The 18,704-nt window shown below is 65.3% G+C and carries 18 protein-coding genes; 6 read left to right on the plus strand and 12 right to left on the minus strand.

The features are described from left to right. Positions 1-10: 10 nt before the first annotated feature. Together ACV1FX_RS28755 and ACV1FX_RS28760 are read right to left on the minus strand one after the other, a co-directional pair. Positions 11-1,546: a hypothetical protein gene (locus ACV1FX_RS28755; protein WP_473120931.1), complete on the minus strand. Its 1,536-nt coding sequence runs from the start codon at positions 1,544-1,546 to the stop codon at positions 11-13. Between the two features lie 94 nt (positions 1,547-1,640). Further along, positions 1,641-2,744, minus strand: coding sequence for a hypothetical protein (locus ACV1FX_RS28760; RefSeq protein ID WP_473120974.1), 1,104 nt, complete (start codon positions 2,742-2,744; stop codon positions 1,641-1,643). A gap of 286 nt (positions 2,745-3,030) precedes the next feature. On the opposite strand from ACV1FX_RS28760, the gene ACV1FX_RS28765 reads away from it, so the two are divergent. Together ACV1FX_RS28765 and ACV1FX_RS28770 are read left to right on the plus strand one after the other, a co-directional pair. Further along, a complete protein-coding gene (locus ACV1FX_RS28765; RefSeq protein WP_473120932.1) occupies positions 3,031-3,402 on the plus strand; it encodes a Crp/Fnr family transcriptional regulator in 372 nt (123 codons plus the stop codon). Continuing rightward, on the plus strand, positions 3,399-4,211 hold the full coding sequence (locus ACV1FX_RS28770; RefSeq protein WP_473120933.1) for an MBL fold metallo-hydrolase: 813 nt from the start codon (positions 3,399-3,401) through the stop codon (positions 4,209-4,211). The genes ACV1FX_RS28765 and ACV1FX_RS28770 overlap by 4 nt, the downstream gene beginning before the upstream one ends. Positions 4,212-4,322: 111 nt before the next feature. Here the strand turns inward: ACV1FX_RS28770 and ACV1FX_RS28775 are convergent, their stop codons facing one another. The 5 genes from ACV1FX_RS28775 to ACV1FX_RS28795 all read right to left on the minus strand — a co-directional run bounded on the left by ACV1FX_RS28775 (position 4,323) and on the right by ACV1FX_RS28795 (position 10,105). After that, positions 4,323-4,820 (minus strand): TPM domain-containing protein, encoded by a 498-nt coding sequence (locus tag ACV1FX_RS28775; protein ID WP_473120934.1) that lies wholly within the window; start codon positions 4,818-4,820, stop codon positions 4,323-4,325. A gap of 3 nt (positions 4,821-4,823) precedes the next feature. Then, positions 4,824-5,747, minus strand: coding sequence for a TPM domain-containing protein (locus ACV1FX_RS28780; RefSeq protein WP_473120935.1), 924 nt, complete (start codon positions 5,745-5,747; stop codon positions 4,824-4,826). A gap of 132 nt (positions 5,748-5,879) precedes the next feature. Beyond that, entirely contained in the window at positions 5,880-6,488 is a 609-nt protein-coding gene (locus tag ACV1FX_RS28785; protein ID WP_473120936.1) for a LemA family protein, read from the minus strand. A 280-nt stretch (positions 6,489-6,768) separates the two neighbouring features. Then, on the minus strand, positions 6,769-9,093 hold the full coding sequence (locus ACV1FX_RS28790; RefSeq protein WP_473120937.1) for a xanthine dehydrogenase family protein molybdopterin-binding subunit: 2,325 nt from the start codon (positions 9,091-9,093) through the stop codon (positions 6,769-6,771). Between the two features lie 136 nt (positions 9,094-9,229). Then, on the minus strand, positions 9,230-10,105 hold the full coding sequence (locus tag ACV1FX_RS28795) for a dihydrodipicolinate synthase family protein (protein WP_473120938.1): 876 nt from the start codon (positions 10,103-10,105) through the stop codon (positions 9,230-9,232). A 162-nt stretch (positions 10,106-10,267) separates the two neighbouring features. Here ACV1FX_RS28795 and ACV1FX_RS28800 point away from each other — a divergent pair, with 162 nt between their 5' ends. Then, positions 10,268-10,594 (plus strand): YbjQ family protein, encoded by a 327-nt coding sequence (locus ACV1FX_RS28800; protein WP_473120939.1) that lies wholly within the window; start codon positions 10,268-10,270, stop codon positions 10,592-10,594. A gap of 12 nt (positions 10,595-10,606) precedes the next feature. After that, positions 10,607-10,879, plus strand: a complete 273-nt coding sequence (locus ACV1FX_RS28805) for a hypothetical protein (RefSeq protein ID WP_473120940.1) — start codon at positions 10,607-10,609, stop codon at positions 10,877-10,879. Between the two features lie 9 nt (positions 10,880-10,888). Here ACV1FX_RS28805 and ACV1FX_RS28810 read toward each other — a convergent pair whose 3' ends face one another. After that, positions 10,889-11,854, minus strand: a complete 966-nt coding sequence (locus ACV1FX_RS28810; RefSeq protein WP_473120941.1) for a VOC family protein — start codon at positions 11,852-11,854, stop codon at positions 10,889-10,891. Between the two features lie 186 nt (positions 11,855-12,040). Here ACV1FX_RS28810 and ACV1FX_RS28815 point away from each other — a divergent pair, with 186 nt between their 5' ends. Further along, entirely contained in the window at positions 12,041-12,907 is an 867-nt protein-coding gene (locus tag ACV1FX_RS28815) for a S1C family serine protease (protein ID WP_473120942.1), read from the plus strand. Beyond that, entirely contained in the window at positions 12,904-13,269 is a 366-nt protein-coding gene (locus ACV1FX_RS28820) for a response regulator transcription factor (protein ID WP_473120943.1), read from the plus strand. The genes ACV1FX_RS28815 and ACV1FX_RS28820 overlap by 4 nt, the downstream gene beginning before the upstream one ends. Before the next feature lie 2 nt (positions 13,270-13,271). On the opposite strand, the gene ACV1FX_RS28825 is transcribed toward ACV1FX_RS28820, so the two are convergent. From ACV1FX_RS28825 to ACV1FX_RS28840, 4 genes are all read right to left on the minus strand, one after another. After that, the gene (locus tag ACV1FX_RS28825) at positions 13,272-14,348 is read right to left on the minus strand and encodes a sensor histidine kinase (protein WP_473120944.1); all 1,077 of its coding nucleotides are present in this window, start codon (positions 14,346-14,348) and stop codon (positions 13,272-13,274) included. Then, positions 14,335-15,027 (minus strand): response regulator transcription factor, encoded by a 693-nt coding sequence (locus ACV1FX_RS28830; RefSeq protein ID WP_473120945.1) that lies wholly within the window; start codon positions 15,025-15,027, stop codon positions 14,335-14,337. Before ACV1FX_RS28830 ends, ACV1FX_RS28825 begins: the two co-directional genes overlap by 14 nt. Positions 15,028-15,137: 110 nt before the next feature. Next, positions 15,138-15,653 carry a hypothetical protein gene (locus tag ACV1FX_RS28835; RefSeq protein WP_473120946.1) on the minus strand — a complete coding sequence of 172 codons (516 nt, stop codon included), beginning with the start codon at positions 15,651-15,653 and terminating at the stop codon, positions 15,138-15,140. A 332-nt stretch (positions 15,654-15,985) separates the two neighbouring features. Beyond that, positions 15,986-18,322 carry a Tex family protein gene (locus ACV1FX_RS28840; protein ID WP_473120947.1) on the minus strand — a complete coding sequence of 779 codons (2,337 nt, stop codon included), beginning with the start codon at positions 18,320-18,322 and terminating at the stop codon, positions 15,986-15,988. Between the last annotated feature and the right edge of the window lie 382 nt (positions 18,323-18,704).

Genomic DNA, 18,704 nt, shown 5'->3' on the forward strand with positions numbered 1-18,704 from the left:
GTCGTTTTGGCTAACGCGTCTTCACAAAGCACATGCCGATGCGGCTCGACGCCGCAGCGGCCTGACAGGTCAGACCTTTACCACAGGTCCATGACGTAAAACTCTTGTCGGTGCCGGCCGATCCCGGCGGCTGCAAATAACAATGGGCCCCCCAACCGTCCTGATACTCGGTTCCCGCAAGCTCGGTGCTGCCGCGGAGTTGCGGCCGGCTGGCGAAGCCGCGGGAGAAATCGGGACGCCGCCCCTCGGCGAATGCGGTCAGGATGTCGCGGCGGCGGACCTGGTCGCCGAAGAAATGCGGCGAGGCCGGCACGATGGTGGACGGCTTGTCCGTGAGCCAGTCGACGCCCGGGAAATGGAAGCCGCCGATGCCGCGGGTCTGGTGGCAGCCGGCGCAGGTGATGTCATTGAGCCGGCGCTGAAAACCCGCCACCGAGCGAACGTTCTGCAATCCGATGCCGCGCTCGGCGGCAGCCTTCAGTGCGCCGACCACGTCACGGTCGGTGAAAACGCCATCGCCTTTGCCCTCTCCGCGCATCAGGCCGAATTCCGGCTGCAGCGCAGATGCATCGAGTCCCGCCGGCGTCGGCGCGATCGCGGCTCTTGCGAGGAATTTTTCCGGGATCAGGACTGTGCCGCGATCAAACTCGCCAAAATGCTCGGGGGCAAGCAGCCAGTCCTTGAAGTCGCGCTTGAGCGTGTCATCGCCAAGAATGCGATCGCGGTCGATCTGGTTCTCCAGCGTCGATTCCTCGAACAGCTTGGTGTCGGAATTGTATTTGAACACCTTCAGGAGATAGTCGGTGCGGAAATCGTGGCTCGCCGATTTCGGCATGACCGCGATCTGGATGTTGGTCTCGATGCGGTCGAGCATCGCATCGTGGGGAAACGGAAGTTGCTCGACGAGATCGAGCGGATTGTCGTTGGCGAGCCATCGGCGGGCGATTTCCGCGCAGGTCACCGACTTGCGGCCGGGGCCGACCTGCCCGTCATCTCCTGCCTTGAGGATGAAATTGAGCGTCATCGGCAGGCGCGTTGCCGCCCTGTCGCCCTCTTGCTTCGGCTCGAAACGCGTCAAGCGGTAGATCAACCGGATTTCGCCGCAGGAGCCCTCCGAGACATAGGCGCGGTCCATGCGGTTGACGATGCCCGCGAGCACGAAGCGGGTGTCTGGGGAGTTGAGATTGGCGCGGTCGAACAGTTGAACGTCGAAACCTTCGCCGACGCCGATGGTCTCATCAGGTGCCTCCGCTTTGCGCCGTGCGATGTAGCGATCGATCTCAGCGCCAATCGCGGGGCGGATCTGCGCAAGCTGCGGCAGCCCCGCGAACAGCATGTCCGATGTGAGCGGGAAATTGGCGTTCCGCTCCGGCCACAAGAGGCGCGAGATCGTCAGCACGTCGTGCTGATCAAGCTTGCCTAGCTGCTGCGGATCCGTGATCGCCGTGCCACGCTCCAGGCCCGCCTTCTCCGCGGCCGACAGCGACAGCGCGCCGGCACATAGCGCGACGAGGATAACGAGAATTCGCAAACAGCGATGGCTCATGCCTCCACTAACACCGCGGCGACAGGCCTATTCAAGCAAAAAGGCGCTTCACATCGCGGTGAAGCGCCTTCTTTAAGGTTCGATAATCCGCTCGTTAGCGCGCGACGATCAGGCCCTTGCTGGTGACGACGACCCAGCGGCCGTCCTGGCGGCGGATCGCATCGATCCGGCCTAGACCCGGTACCGGGTCGCCGGCATAGACCTCGTAGAGTCCTCCGTGTCCCTCGATCAGCGCACCGCCATTGGCGACGTCGCGCAGGCGCCAGCCGTCAATCGTCGGCAGCCGGCCAACTTCGGGCTTCGCCGGCGCTGCGGCCAGCGCAGCCGCCTGCGCCGAAAGGGTTTGCGTCGGTGTGCCCTGCGCCGGTGCAGGCGTCGCGGCGGCGACCTGAGCCGGGGCGATCGAACCCGTGGTCTCCTTCGCAGCAGCGGTCTGCGCGGGTGCGGGAGCCTGTGCCGAGCGCAGCTTGTCGACCGTCTCGGACAGCTTGGCGAGCTTGGCGGCGGGCTCGGCCTGCGCCTTCTCCAACTTCTCGAGACGATCGCTGGTCTTGTTGAACTGGCCGGTCGCGGACTTCGACGCGTGATCGAGGCCAGCCTTCAGCGCGACGACATCGGCATCGATCCGCGCGACGGAGGCTTCCAGCGCGCTGGTGTCCGCAACCGGCGCCGGCGCGGCTGCCTGGTTGGCGGCGAAGTGCACGACGCCGGCAGTCGCCAGTGCGCCGCTGATCGCGCCGACGACAGCCGCGAGCGCGACCACAGCGGCCATTGCCGAGAGCCGGCGCTTGCCGCCCGTATTATCCCTCGCCTCCAGCTTGACCTCCGGCTCCGCGCGATCCCAGGCGCGGTCTGATGGCGTCATGACGATCAGCTTGCCGGGCTTCGGCTCGGCCTTGCGCTCGTCCGACCTGAGGTCGTCCGACTTGGGCTCGTCCGACTTGGGCTCGTCTGACTTGAGCTCGTCTGACTTAGGTTGTTCCGGCCTGCGCTCTTCCGACTTGGCCTCATCAAGCTGGGGCACCACCAGCCTGGGCGGCTCGACCTTCGGCGCTTCGGCCTTGGGGGCTTCCGGCTGAACTGCATCCGGCTTGGGTGCCTCGTGGTCGGGCGCGATCGACGGGGCGTCGGCGCGCGTCTCCAGGCCAGCCTCCGACGAAACCTCGGCGGGCTGCGGTTCAGCGGCCTGTTCGGGCATTGCTTCGCTCACGGCTCAAATACTCCAGTCACGGTTGACCTTTTGGTAACTTTCATTGCTTGCGAAATCCTTACCCTTGGACCCGCTTACCGAAATTTTAGGAACTCATCCGGGGCCGAATTGGGCCGGGATCATGGAACCGGCGTGGCAGGCCACGCGCAAAATTGCGTTCGGAACGAGCGAACCAAGCCGCAGCATCAGGCGAAGGTGTTGTTTGCCTGACGAAATTCCCCGGTTAACATGGCCTTAACCGTCCCGTCAGCCACACGGCGCAAAGGGGGATGTCATGGCGATCGAGAAGTGCATCAACGAGTTTGATGTCGATGACGTCATCTTCGAGGAGGGTTCGACGGGCCGCGAATTGTTCGTCGTCCTCGACGGCCAGGTCGAGATCGCCAAGCTCAGCGGCGGAGCCCGGACCACCATCGTCAAGCTCGGCAAGGGCGAATTCTTCGGCGAGATGGCCGTGATCGATGGTTCGGCGCGCTCGGCGACCGCAATCGCGGCGGCGCCGAACACCAAGGTGATGAAGATCAACCACGCCCGCTTCGTCTATCTCGTCAGCCAGCAGCCGGCATTCGCGCTGATGGTGATGGACGCGCTGTCAAAACGCCTGCGCGCGTCAAACGCCGTTACCTATCGGACGGCGCAACCATGAGCGATCGCAAGCCGGCGACGTTTCCGATCCTGATGAAGAACGACATTTGCTCGCTGATCCAGGCTGCAGACGACGTCTACCAGATCCGTTTCAACAATCGCGCTGCCAACGCCTATCTCGTGCGCGGCTCGGCGCGCACGATTCTGATCGATGTCGGGCTCTCCACGAACTATCCGGCGCTGGTAGAGTGCCTGAACTTCGTCGAGTGCCCGCCCGAGAACATCGACATGGTGGTGCTGAGCCACGAGCATCTCGATCATATCGGGGCTGCCTGGCATTTCAACGAGCGCCGTACCTATGTCGCGGCGCATCGGCTAGCCGCTAACAAGATCATGCTGCGCGACGATTTCTCGATGCTGCGAAAAATGTTCAACGAGCCGAACGTGCCGATCAACATCGACATCTGGCTCGAGGAAGGCAATCTGATCGATCTCGGCAATTTCCGCCTCAACGTGATGTACACGCCGGGCCACACCTCGGCCTGCATCACGCTGTTCGACCAGGACAAGGGGCTATTGTTCGCAGCCGACACGCTGATGCCCGGCGGCGTGATGGGCGGCGTGTTCGGCTCGGGCAGCATCGCCGACTACATCCAGTCGCTCGAGCGCATCAGGGGACTGAACACGAAGATTTTGCTCTCCGGCCATGGCCGCCTCTCCGACACGCCGCAGGACGACGTCCGCATCGCGATTGCGCGTTCGCACGCGCTCCTGGAGGACACCGCGCAGCTGTTCGACGCGCTGGACGCACGCTCGAACTTCGAGCCGATCATGCAGTCGGTGCGGGATCTGAACAAGCTGGATGATTAGGGCCGGCGCCAAGGGCGTCCACCAGCGATGGCAAAGCGCCATGCTTCCACAATGTCGTCCTGGCGAAGGCCAGGACGACATTGGAGAGTCCGTCGCGATCGTCCAATCCCATCACATCACCACCGGCTTGTCCGGCAGCTCGTTCGGATGCGGGCCGTGCGGCGGGAAGTGCTTTGCGAGCTCGCGCGAGACGGCTTCGATGCCCTTGATCACGCCGTGCTCGAACCGGCCGGCGCGGAACTCGGTCTCCATCTCGCGGCAGATGTTATCCCAGCCCGCTGTGCCGACCTTGGCGTCGATGCCGCGGTCGGCGACGATCTCGACGTCGCGGTCGGCGAGCAGGAGATAGATCAGCACGCCGTTGTTATGCGCGGTGTCCCAGATCCTCAGATGGGAAAACACATCGAGCGCGCGCTCGCGCGCTGGCTGGTTGCGGAACAGCGGCCTGCCGTCGAGCGCGCCTTCGACGACAAAGCGGACCTGGCCGGAATGGGCGGTTTCGCTCTGCTTGATCGCCTGTTCGATACGGTCGAGCACCTTTGGCGTGAACACCTGGTTGGCGCGCCATTGGTGCTGCAGGAGATGCCTGGTGATGCGCTTGATGCTCATGACCTACCAGCTCCCCGATGCGCCGCCGCCACCAAAGCTACCGCCGCCGCCGCTGAAGCTGCCGCTGTCGCTCGACGACGAACCGCTGCTCCAGCCACCGCCCGAAGAACCGCTCGACCATGAGCCACCGCGCGAATAGCGCCTCCCGGTGCCAGTCGTCGGAGTGACATCAGCGATGAACGCCAGGATGAAAGCGATCGCACCGACGCCAAACGCGAGGACCAGAGAGCTGAACATGAACCAGGCCACAGCCGCAAGCACGCCACCGGTCGCAACCGAACCGAGCAACCGACCGAACATCGAGCGCAGGATGCCGCCGAAGAACAGTGAGGCAAACAGGGCGAAGGGCGCGACAGGCCCGAAATCGTTCAAGTCGCTCTCAAAGCTCGTGCTGCGTTGAGGTGCCGGCAATGGCTCGCCGTCGATCACGCGCATCATGCGATCGGCGCCATCCGAGATGCCGCCGGCAAAGTCGCCGCTTCTGAATTTTGGTGTAATGACCTCGTCGATGATGCGGCGCGAGGTCACGTCGGTGAGCGCGCCTTCCAGGCCATAGCCGACCTCGATGCGCAGGTGGCGGTCGTTCTTGGCAACGAGCAGGATCGCGCCGTCGTCGATCTTCTTGCGGCCGATCTTCCAGGCGTCGGCGACGCGGATCGAGTATTGCTCGATCGTCTCCGGCTGCGTGGTCGGCACGATCAGGACGGCGATCTGGCTGCCTTTGCGGTTCTCATAGTCCCGTAAGCGCGAGGTCAGCGACGCGACATCGCTGCTGGACAGCGTCCCGGTCAGATCGACGACACGCCCGGTGAGCTGCGGCACCGCAACGTCGGCTACGGCGGCGAAGGCAAAAGCGAGGAAGAGTGCAAGGACGAGGAAAGCACGCGAGGAGAAGGCAGAACAAGCGCGCACCAAACTCGCTGTCATCGCCCGGCTTGACCGGGCGATCCAGTATTCCAGAGACGCCGGCGGGATACGGGAAGGCCGCGGCGTACTGGATTCCCCGCTTTCGCGGGGAATGACAGCGGAGGAGGTGGCGCGCATCGGGGTCGAACGCGCTTATTTCGACGGCGCAGGCGCCGGGTTGAAATCAACCTTCGGCGCGGTGGAGATTTCCTTCTCGTTCTCCACGCTGAAATTCGGCTTCTCCTTGTAGCTGAACACCATCGCGGTGAGGTTGGTCGGGAAGGAGCGGATGGTGACGTTATAATCCTGCACCGCCTTGATGTAGCGGTTGCGGGCCACCGTGATGCGGTTCTCGGTGCCCTCGAGCTGGGACATCAGGTCCTTGAACAGCGCATCCGATTTGAGCTGCGGATAATTTTCGGTGACGACGAGGAGGCGTGACAGCGCGCTGGACAACTCGCCTTGCGCGGCCTGGAATTTCTGGAACGCGGCAGGATCGTTGAGCACCTCCGGCGTTGCCTGAATGCTGCCGACCTTGGCGCGCGCATTGGTGACCCCGAGCAGCACGTCCTTCTCCTGCTGGGCAAAGCCCTTCACCGAGTTGACGAGATTGGGCACGAGATCGGCGCGGCGCTGATACTGGTTCACCACCTCCGACCAGTTGGCCTTGATCTGCTCATCCTGGCTCTGGATCGCGTTGTAGCCGCAATTGGTCAGGCTGAGGCAGGCGAGTGCCGCCAGCACGGTCAGGATCTTGCGCATGAAATTTCTCCCGGTGGAATCGAGAGCCTAGATACCAGATTGCGCTCGCGGAGGACATGCTGACGGAGGTACCTGCGGCATAGCAACGCTCGCGCCACGTACTCCGGCGTCGTCCTGGCGAAAGCCAGGACCCAATCACAGGGAGAGATTATGGCGCAAGATATTATCAGTCTTCGCCAAACCACTCCCTGTGATTATGGGTCCCGGGCTCGCGCTACGCGCGCCGCGGGACGACGAGTTGGGGCTGTGGCGACAGCCGATGTCAAATGCGTCTTTGCCCCTAAGCGCCCGCCTTCGCCTTCCGGATCGCCTCCCATATCTTCTGCGGGGTCAGCGGCGTGTTGAGCTGAGTGATGCCGAGTTCGGCAAGTGCGTCCATCACGCCATTGGTCACGCAGGGCGGGCCGCCGATGGCGCCGGATTCGCCACACCCCTTGGCGCCGAGCGGGTTGGTGCGGCAGGGCGCGGTATCGTCGAGCGTCACCACGATCGGCGGCACGTCGTCGGCACGCGGGATGCAATAGTCCTGGTAGCTCGCGGTGAGAAGCTGGCCTTCGGAATCGTAGGCGACACTTTCGTAGAGCGCCTGTCCAATGCCCTGCGCGACGCCACCATGAATCTGGCCCGTGACCAGCATCGGATTGACGGCAACGCCGACGTCGTCGACCGTGGTGTAGCGCACCACGCGGGACACGCCGGTTTCCGGATCGATCTCGACCTCGCAGATGTGCGTGCCGTTCGGCCAGCTCGGGCCGTCCACCTCGCCTTCGGAATCGACGCTGAGCTTCGCGCCGCTCTCCTTCTCGGCAAGCTCGAACAGGCCGATACGGCGGTCGGTGCCGACCACGGTGAGCACGCCGCCCTGATATTCGATGTCATCGACCGAGGTCTCCAGCACGCTAGACGCCTTCTCGCGCGCCTTCTGGATCAGGTCGTTCGAGGAGACCGCGACAGCCGTCCCGCCGACGAACAGGGAGCGCGAGCCGACACTGCCGAAGCCGGTGGCCAGATCCGTATCGCCCTGCACCACGTCGATCTTGTCGGGGGAAATGCCGAGCGTATCCGAGATCATCTGGGTGTAGGTAGTCTGCAGCCCCTGCCCCATTGCCATCGTGCCGGAATGCAGGATGACGCGGCCCTGCGAGGTCGCATGCAGGCTGACCTTCTCCGTGTGGACGGTGCCGCCCGTCCATTCGATATAGCTGGTCAGGCCACGACCATAGAGCAGGCCCTTCTTCTTGGCAGCTCGCTTGCGCGCGGCGAAGCCATTCCAGTCGGCAAGCTCGGAGGCACGTTCCATCATATGCGCGAAGGCGCCGGAGTCATACACTTGGCCGACAGCGTTGGTGTAGGGCAGCTGCGCCGGCTTGATGTAGTTCGCCTTGCGAATGGCCCGCGGGTCCATGCCGAGCTTGCGCGCGGCCGCGTCGAACAGACGCTCGACGATGAACACGGCCTCGGGCCGGCCTGCGCCCCGATAGGCACCGACGGGAGCGGTGTTGGTCATCACCGACTTCACCTCGAAATGCACCAGCGGCAGGTCGTAGACGCCGGTTTGCACGAACGGGCCGAGGATCAGCGGGATGATGTTGCCGGTGCCCGACGAATAGGCGCCGGTACCGCCGATCGAGCGCACGCGATAGGCCAGCACGCGGCCCTTGGCATCCAGCGCCAGTTCGCCGGTCGAGGTCAGGTCGCGACCGTGGGTGCCGCCGACGAACTCGTCGGTGCGATCGCCGCGCCAGCGGATCTTCTTGTTCAGCCTGGTCGCGGCATAGGCGACGATGCCGTCTTCGGGATAAAGGCTGGTCTTCTGGCCAAAGCCGCCGCCGATATCGCCGACCAGCACGCGAATGCTCTCCTTCGGTCGCTTGAGGATCGCTTCGGCCAACAGGTCGCGGGTCGAACCCGGGGTCTGCGACTGCACATACAGGAGCAGACGGCCGGTCTTCTTCTCGATCTCGGCAATGGTCGAGCGCGGCTCCATCGCCGATGGCACCAGCCGCTGGCTGACCAAATCGAGCGACACGGTGTGCGCGGCCTTGGCAAAGGCTTCTTCCACCTTGGCCGCGTCGCCATAGCTCATGCCGGCGACAATATTATCGGGGACCTCCGCCCAGACCGCGGGCGCGCCCGGCTTGATCGCCTCGACGGGATCGACAACCGAGGGCAGCACCTCATAATCGACCACGATCGCCTCCGCCGCGGTCTGCGCCAGCACCCGCGAGGTCGCGACCACGGCCGCGACCGCCTCGCCGGCAAAGCGCACGATCTCATGCGCCAGCAGGCGACGCGGCGGCACACTCATCGGCTTGCCGTCCGGACGCTTAAAGATCGCCAACGTCGGCAGCGTACCGATGTCGTCCTTGACCAGATCGGCGCCGGTATAAACGGCCTCGACGCCGGCTAGGTCCAGCGCAGCCTTGGTGTCGATCGACACGATCTTGGCGTGGGCATGCGGCGAGCGCAGCACATGCAGCCACAGCGCGCCGTCCTCCGGCTTGTCGTCGATGAACTGTCCCTTCCCGGTGATCAGCCGCTGGTCTTCCAGACGCTTGACGGGCTTGCCCGCCCCGAAACGCAAATTGCCGGGAAGGATGTTCATTCCACTTGTCCTCTAGGCCTCAACGTGCGGCCGCCTTTTAGCGGATCGGTCGGGCGCAGGCCAGCCGCGGTTTTGTGCGGGACATCCACGGTTGCGTCATGCCCGGGCTTGTCCCGGGCATGACGAGAGGTGAGAGTCAGTCCACCTCCCGCAGCGCCGCCTCGACAGCCTTGCGCTGCTCGAGCGAAAGAGCCGCCTGCGGCGGAATGGGATCGCCGACGTCGTAGCCCTGGATCGCAAGCCCCGCCTTGATGCAGGCGGCGAGGTTGAAGCGGGCGAAAGCTTCGTTGATGCGCCACAGCTTGCGCTGGAGCGCCATCGCCTCGTTCCAACGGCCGGACTTGCAGAGATCGTAGAGCGCGACGCTCTGGCGCGGGATGATGCAGGCCGGACCCGCCATCCAGCCGAGGCCGCCGATCAGCATCACCGCAGCCGGAATGTGCGCGGAAGCCGAGAACACGCGGATCTTGTCGCCGCAGCGATTCATGATCGAGAGCAGCCGGCCGGTGTTGGTCGAGGCGTCCTTGATGTAGCCGATGCGCGGATGATCGGCGAGGCGCTCGATCACGTCGAGCGTCAGATCGGAGCGCTGGAATTGCGGATTGGTGTAGATGACGACGGGAATGTCGACGGCATCCGCAATGCTGCGGAAATAGGATTCGACCTGCGCGTCCGCGAGCGGGAAGTACGCCTCGAGGATCGCCAGAATGCCGTCGGCGCCGAGCTTCTGGTACGCCTTCGCCTGCATGACCGCATCGGCGGTCGACGTCGAGGCGACACCTGCCACCACGGGCACACGGCCCTTCGCGGCCTCGATCGTGGTCTGCACGATCCTCGCGCGCTGTGCAGCGTTGAGATAGGCAAACTCGCCGGTCGAGCCGAGCGGCGTCAGCCCATGCACATCCGCGCCGATCAGGTCGTCGCAGAGCCGGGCGAGCACGCCGGTGCGCACCGCGCCGTCAGCGTCGACCGGCGAGACGAGATAAGGGAATACGCCGTGGAAATCGGTCATCCCGGGAAACCGTGCGCTGAGCCGGGCGTTGCAGGTCAGCCCGTATGGTTTCGCGGGTGCTAACACGCCTCCGTGAGGCCGACAAGCAAAGCCGGCGAATGAACCCGCCCGCTGCATTGACGGACTAATGGAACGCAGCAAGCGAACCAATCAGGAAGCCCCATGCTGATCGTCACGACGGAGAACGTAGCGAACCACCGCATCGTCAGGACGCTCGGCCAGTGCTTCGGCATCGTCGTCCGCAGCCGCGGCCTCGGCGGCAATATCGTCGCCGGCCTGCGCTCGATCGTCGGCGGCGAGATCCCCGAATATACGCGGCTCCTGGAGGATGCCCGTCGCCACGCCATCGACCGTCTGGTCGAGAACGCCACCGCGATGGGTGCCAACGCGATCGTGATGATGCGGTTCGATTCCGCGGAGATCGGCCAGACCATGAGCGAGATCGTGGCCTATGGCACCGCGGTCGAGATCGAGGCGGTTGCACGCTAAGAGGCCGAGGGCATGTCCTTGGGAATCGGGATCGCCGCGCTCGTGATTGCCGCCGCGCTCCTGATCGTGGGCCACTTTTTTCCGTTCGGCGTACCTCTCACCCTCGTCGGGCTCGGCCTGATCCTGAGCCTGATCTACGACACCCGCTACAAGCCAGCCTCAAAGCGCCCAACAGGTCCGGGCTGGGTCGACACCGGGGAGCGTTTCATCGATCCCGAGACGAAGCGGCGCGTCGCGGTGTTCACGCGGCCCGAGACCGGCGAGCGGGAATATATCGAGCTCTAGCTATCGCGCTCACGCCTTGATGAGCCGCACGCGTGTGCCCCAGGGATCGACGGCCTCGACGCCATCGGCGAGCGCGGTGACCGGTACGCCCGCCTTGCGCAGTCGTTCGTGCTGCGCAGCAAGAATGTCCTGCTTCTCCGTCACCAGCGAGAACCAGGCGAGCCCGGTCGTCGTATCGTCGCGGCGGCCGGCGCCCTGGCTCTGCCAGACGTTCATGCCGAGGTGATGGTGATAGCGGCCGGAGGAAAGGAACGCGGCGCCGTTGCGGCGACGGGTCGGATCGAGGCCGACGGTGCCGTGATAAAAGCTCTCGGCCTGCGCGAGGTCGCCGACGCGCAAATGCATGTGCCCGACGCGCAGCCCCTCCGGCGCCTTGGCGTAATCGCTGACACGGGTATTCGTGAGCGACAGCAGGTCCGGAACGTTCAGCTCGTCGGTTGCCATCTTCACCGAACCCTCGCTCCACTGCCATTGCGAAGGATCGCGGTCGGCATAGACCTCGATGCCATTGCCTTCGGGATCGTCGAGATAGACGGACTCGCTGACGAGATGATCGGCAAAGCCCGTCAGCGGCACGCGATGCGAGGCGGCATGCACCAGCCAGCGCGCGAGATCCTTGCGTGTCGGCATCAGGAAAGCGGTGTGATAGAGGCCGGCCGCGCTGCGCGGCTCGATCGCGGCACCGGGCTGCGCTTCCAGCACGAGCAGCGTCACGCCGCCTGCGCCAAGCCGCGCGGAAACCGCCGAGCGTTCCATCACCGTGAGGCCGAGCACGTCGCGATAGTAATCGGCAACGGCAGTTAGATTCTTGACCCGCAGCGTCACCATGCCGACGCGCATCGGCGTGCGGCTCGCATAGGTCGGTCCGCTGCCGACCGGATTGCCTTCGGCGCGCGCCGCGGCCGCGGCAGCCGCCGCGAGCGTGGTGACGCCGGCGAGGTGAAGCAGCGTGCGGCGGGTAAGGTCGATGGTCATCCGGGGTCTTCTCGAAAATGCGCTGAGGCCGTGCGGCGCAATGGCTGGCCGATTGCTACACGTTCCCGTGACCTCCTCCCAATCACATGTTCGTCGTCCCGGACATTACGGAGCTTCCTGGCCATCCGGCCAGTTTTCAGAGCGCCGGCGGCATCCCAGATTTGGGACAACCGACAGGAGCCCCCCATGACCGACCTTAGCCCCCTCACTGCGCTCTCGTCAGCGCTATCGGATGTCGTTACGCGTGCCGCACCTTCGCTCGTCTCCGTCCACTCGCATCGGTTGCGGGCCTCGGGATTCGCCTGGAAGGCGGGTCTCATCATCACAGCCGACGAGGCACTGGCCGACGAGGGCGAGGTGGAGCTCAGGCTCGCCGACGGCAGCGCTCGGAAAGCCACGATCGCCGGCCGCGACCACACCACCGATATCGCGCTGCTGCGCGTCGATGCCGCCGTCCCGCCGGTCAAGCTGACCTCCGCCGCCCCCGCGCTCGGTTCGCTCACCGTCGTCGTCGCAGCCGATCGTGGCGCACCCACGGCATCCCTCGGCATGGTGTCGCTTGCGGGCCCGCGCTGGCGCAGCCTGCGCGGCGGTGACATCGAGGCGCGGATCGAGCTCGACGTACGGCTGCGCCACAGCCACGAGGGCGGCCTTGCGCTGAATGCACAAGGCGAGCCCTTCGGCATGGCGGTGCAGGGACCGCGGCGCGTGCTGGTGATCCCGGCCGCGACCATCGAGCGCGTCGCGGCGCAGCTCGAGACGCGCGGCCGGATCGCACGCGGCTATCTCGGACTCGGCCTGCAACCGGTGCGTCTCGATGACGGCGTCGGTGCAATGGTCATGAACGTCGACAAGTCCGGACCATCCGCCGCGGCCGGCATCCGGCAGGGCGACGTCATCGTGGCCGTCAATGACGAGAAGCTCGCCGGCGTCCGTGCGCTGTCGCGATCCCTCGGACCTGAGAGCGTGGGCTCGGTCGTCGACGTCGCGGTGCGGCGTGGCGGCGAGCCGGTGAGCTTCAAGGTCACGATCGGCGAAAGGCCGGAGGCGTGAGCGAGGACACGACGCAGGACATCGCGCTCGCGCTGGAGATCGACGATCCAGCCCTCGCCGACCGGCTGGCCTCGCTGCTCGGCAGCATATCCGGTCTGCGGCTCGTAGCGCCCGGAGATCCAGCCGCGGTGGTGATACGCGACCGGCAGCCCTCGCCGGCCGATATCGAGCTGACGCCACGCGAGCTCGACGTGCTTGCGCTGATGGCCGAAGGCGCCTCGAACAAGATGATCGCGCGCCAGCTCGGCATCTCCGTCCACACCGTCAAGTTCCATGTCGGCTCGCTGCTCGACAAGCTGGATGCCACCGGCCGCACCGACGCGGTTGCCCATGCTGCGCGGCGCGGCGTGATCAATTTGTAGGATCACAGCGCGGAGGGCGGCGGGAATTTGAGCGCGACGGTCAGTCCCGGCGCATTGTCGCGCAGCGAAACCTCGGCTCCGTGCAGGCGCGCAACGGCTGCGACGAGGCTCAGGCCGAGACCATTACCGGGCGTGTAGCGGCTCTGCTCGAGACGGTAGAAGCGCTTGAACACCTGGTCGTGCTGGTCGCTCGGAATGCCCTGGCCATCGTCGGCAATTGCGATCACCGCGGCGCCGTCCTTGGCGGTGCAGGTCACACTGACCTGCCCGCTTGCGCGGCCGTGCTTGATGGCGTTGTCGACGAGATTGGCGATGGCGTCGAACAGCAGGTCGCGGTCGCCGGTGACCTTGACCTCGCGATCGCCCGTCAAACCAAGACGGGTTGCGACCTGCTCGGCCGCTGCATCATAGAGCTCGACCACCTCGCCGGCGATCTCCACGAGGTTCAGCTCGCGGAACGCGCCCTTGCGCGCGCGGGTCTCGATCTCGGAGATCCGGGTGATCGAGGCGAACATGCCGAGCACGGCGTCAAGATCGGCGATGGTGTCGCCGATCAGCGCAGCATCGGCGCCGCTGTTGCGCGGCGCGTGATAGGCCTTCTCCAGACGGCCGCGCATGCGCGTCAGCGGCGTGCGCAGATCGTGCGCGACGTTGTCGCTGACCTGCTTGACCTCGCCCATCAGGGTCTCGATGCGGTCGAGCATCTGGTTGAGATTTTCAGCGACGCTGTCCCATTCGTCATGGCTGCCGCGCAAGGGGATGCGCTGGTCGAGGCCCGAGAGCATAATGGCGCGGCTGGTGGCGTTGATCTGCTCGATGCGACCCACCGTGCGCCGCGTCACCAGCACTGCGGCCACTGCCGCGAGCACCAGCAGCAGCAGGGCGACCGCGATCATGGCGAGCTCGAGCATCCCGGTGAAGCCGTCGTGATCGCCGACCTCGCCGACCCGGTTCCGCACATAGGCGAGTGTGCCGTAATAGACATAGGCGATGATCGCCGCGACGATCAGGCCGAAGACGGAGATCGCGATCAGCGCCAGGCGGAACGTCGATGACTTGAGCGTCTTAGCCAGGAGCACGGAGGCAATATCCGATGCCGCGGATGGTGTGGATCAGCGGATAGGCCTGGGCATCGTCCACCTTGCGGCGAACGCGGCCGACATAGACGTCGATGATGTTGGTGGAGGGATCGAAATGCAGGTCCCAGACGTGCTGAAGCAGCATCGCGCGGGAGACGACGCGGCCCTCGTTGCGGACGAGATATTCGAGCAGCTGGAATTCGCGCGGCAACAACGGGATCTTCTTGCCGCGCCGGCTGGCGCTGCGGGAGATCAGGTCAACCGCGAGATCGCCGACGCGCAGGATCGTCTCCTTGGCGATCGTTTCGCTGCGGCGGCCGAGCGCCTCCAGGCGCGCAAGCAGCTCGACAAAGGAGAACGGCTTGACGAGATAATCGTCACCGCCGGCACGCAGGCCCCGCACGCGGTCGTCGACTTCACCGAGCGCGGAGATGATCAGGAAGGGCGAAGCAATGCCGTCGTCGCGCAGCTGGCGCATCACCGTGATGCCGTCGATGTCGGGCAGCATGCGGTCGATGGTGATCACGGCATAGTCGCGCTCGCCGCCGCGGCTAAGCGCCTCGCGCCCGGTCGCGGCGAGATCGACCTCGTAGCCGCTCGTCGTCAGCTCTTCGGCGAGCTGGCCTGCGGTCTCCAGGTCGTCCTCGACGACGAGAATACGGCGGTGACCTCCGGTCATGGCTCAACCCATGGCTCAACTTCTTGCGACAATCGCCACCAGACTATCCCGTTCCGGGGCAGGGCGGAACTGCCCGGTGGCGATCGCGACAACGGTGCGGTCACGCGATGCTAGTACCAATCGTCTCCGCACACATTGACCCACTGCCAGCCCCACGGGGTCCAGCTCTGCCGCCAGCAGCCGCCGTAAAAGCCGGCGTAGATGAACGGCGCGCCGAAGAAGGCGAAGCGGCGATGGTGCCGGAAGAAGAAGGCGTGGCGGCCGATAAAGGGCCTGCCGCGCCAGCCGGTCCCGGCGAAGCGCGGGCCGACGAAGGCTGCGCGAGCGGCCATTGGGCTGCCTGCAAAGCGCGGCGCGAAGGCCGCGCGCGCCCCCATCGGGGTGCCCGCGAAGCGCGCGCCACTAAAGCCCGCGCCACCGAAACGGGCGCCACCAAAACTCGCTCCGCCAAAATGAGCGCCGCCCATGCCGCCGCCCATGTGCATGCCGCCGCCACCGCCACCGAAGCCACGTGCACCGCCGCCGCCACCACCGCCAAAGCCGCCGCGGGCAAGCACCGGTGAAGCAACCGCCAGCGTCGCGGCCATTGCCGCCGCGACGAGGCCGGTGAGAAGCCTGTTGGTCATCGGAATATCCTCCATACAGAGCGGCGACAAACGCGCCGCGCCAGGAGGATCAGATGAGGAGATGGCAGCCTCTCCTTCAACTTACAAATGCGCCAGATTCTGACGCGGAAGTCAGGAATGCGCCGCTCTCTTACACCCTCTCCCCGTTCTTACGGGGAGAGGGCGGGGTGAGGGGTTGCTTCCGCGAGTTCGATTTCGTCTGCGTGATCACCTGTCAACGCTACACAAGTCGGAGCGACTTTTGGCCGGGCCCGCAGATTGCCTTGCCCCTCACCCCGGATCGCTGGCGCGATCCGACCTCTCCCCGCTGAAGAGCGGGGAGAGGTCGGAGCTCACACCGGCTTGCCGCGGCCGCTCTTTTCGGCGGCGCGGCGCAGCGCTTCGGCGAGCGCACCGCCGCCGGAGGATTCCTGCTTGCGCGGCGCCGATGAGGTCATGCGGCCGGCGTTGCGCGAATTATCGCGCTGCATGCCGGGCGCGTCCTTCGTGGCGCCGACCTCGTCGTCAAGACGCAGCGTCAGCGAGATGCGCTTGCGGGCGACCTCGAAGTCCAACACCTTCACCTTGACGATGTCACCCGGCTTCACCACCTCGCGCGGATCCTTGATGAAGTTTTTCGACATCGCCGAGATATGCACGAGGCCGTCCTGGTGCACGCCGATATCGACGAAGGCGCCGAAAGCGGCGACGTTGGTCACGGTGCCCTCGAGGATCATGCCCTTCTGGAGGTCCTTGATCTCCTCGACGCCCTCCTTGAACACGGCGGCCTTGAACGCCGGACGCGGGTCGCGACCCGGCTTTTCGAGTTCGCGCAGGATATCGGTGACGGTCGGCAGACCGAAGGTCTCGTCGACGAAATCCTTCGGCTTCAGCGTACGCACGATCTCGCTGCTTCCGATCAGCGCCTTGATGTCGCTCTTGGTGGCCGTGAGAATCCGGCGCACCACCGGATAGGCTTCCGGATGGACGCCGGATGCATCGAGCGGATCCTCGCCGCCGAGGATGCGCAGGAAGCCCGCGCACTGCTCGAACGCCTTGGGTCCGAGCCGCGGCACCTCCTTGAGCGCCTTGCGCGACTTGAACGGGCCGTTGGCATCACGATGCTGCACGATGCTCTGCGCAAGACCCGCGCCGACACCCGACACGCGGGCCAGCAGCGGCGCCGAGGCAGTGTTGACGTCGACGCCGACGGCGTTCACGCAGTCTTCGACCACGGCATCGAGCGACTTGGCGAGCTTGGCCTGGCCGAGATCGTGCTGATACTGGCCGACGCCGATCGCCTTGGGCTCGATCTTGACCAGCTCGGCGAGCGGATCCTGGAGGCGCCGGGCGATCGAGACCGCACCGCGCAGGGTGACGTCGAGGCCCGGCAATTCCTGCGACGCGAAGGCCGAGGCCGAATAGACCGAGGCGCCCGCTTCCGACACCACGATCTTGGTCATCTTCAGTTCAGCGAGGCCCTTGACGAGCTCGGTCGCGAGCTTGTCGGTCTCACGCGAGGCGGTGCCGTTGCCGATGGCGATCAGCTCGACGCGATGCTTCAGCGCCAGCCTGCCGAGGATCGCAAGCGACTCGTTCCACTGCCGCTGCGGCTCGTGCGGATAGATCGCCGTGGTATCGACGACCTTGCCGGTCGCATCGATCACTGCGACCTTGACGCCGGTGCGGTAGCCGGGATCGAGCCCCATGGTGACGCGGGTGCCGGCAGGTGCAGCCAGCAGCAGATCGCGCAGGTTCGAGGCGAACACGCGCACGGCCTCGGTCTCGGCCGCGTTCCACAGCCGCATGCGCAGATCGATATTCAGATGCACCTGGATCTTGGTGCGCCAGGCCCAGCGCACGGTGTCGATCAGCCAGCGGTCGCCCGCGCGCTTGAGGTCGGCGATCCCGAACCGCTTCATGATCTTCAATTCATAGGCGCTCGGCACGCCCGCCGGCGGCGCTTCTGCCTCGGGCTGGATCTGCAGATCGAGGATTTCTTCCTTCTCGCCGCGGAACATCGCGAGGATGCGGTGCGACGGGAGTTTCGTCAGCGGCTCGGAGAACTCGAAATAGTCGGCGAACTTTTCGCCCTCGGTCTTCTTGCCCTCGCGCACCGTGGAGGCCATCCGTGCGTTCGTCCACAGCTCCTCGCGCAGGCTCCCGATCAGGTCCGCATCCTCGTCGAAGCGTTCGACCAGGATGGCGCGGGCACCATCGAGTGCGGCGGCAGCGTCGGCGACGCCCTTCTCGGCGTTGACGAACGTCTCCGCCACGACCTTCGGATCGTTCGCGGGCTCCGCCATCAGCTGGTTGGCGAGCGGCTCGAGGCCGGCTTCCTTGGCGATCTCCGCCTTGGTGCGGCGCTTGGGCTTGAACGGCAGGTAGATATCCTCCAGGCGCGCCTTGCTGTCGGCGGCCATGATGGTGGCCTCCAGCGCGGCGTCGAGCTTGCCCTGCTCGCGGACCGATTCGAGGATGGCCTTGCGGCGGTCTTCGAGCTCGCGCAGGTAAACGAGGCGCTCTTCCAGCGTGCGGAGCTGCGCGTCGTCGAGTGCGCCGGTGGCTTCCTTGCGGTAGCGGGCAATGAAGGGAACCGTGGCACCGCCATCGAGCAGCTCCACCGCCGCCTGAACCTGCTCCTCCCGGGCCCCGAGTTCCTGCGCAATCTTCTGGTTGATGTTTGCCACGCCAGTATCCTCTAATCCAAGCACGCGACGCGAACCGAACCGACGGCCCGCGGGGACGCCGCTTATGGACCAACCCGGCTTGATTCATCAAGGTACGACACGGAACCGTCGACAAGGGATTTTTTTGTTGCGCTGATGCGATCTCGCCACATTCGGCTGGTTGCCCGTGGAGGCGCCTGCAAAGCGCCTGCCCTCAGAACGTTATTGGAGAGGCATCGCTTTGCTCCAATCTCGTCATTGCGAGCGCAGCGAAGCAATCCAGAATCTTTCCCCGGAGACAGTCTGGATTGCTTCGCTACGCTCCCAATGACGGAATGTGGGTCGCGACAACAAAGGTATCGATATTCCGAAGTCCTGTAACGTGAGCTATTCTTCGACCGCA

The sequence above is a fragment of the Bradyrhizobium ingae genome, from assembly GCF_055791185.1.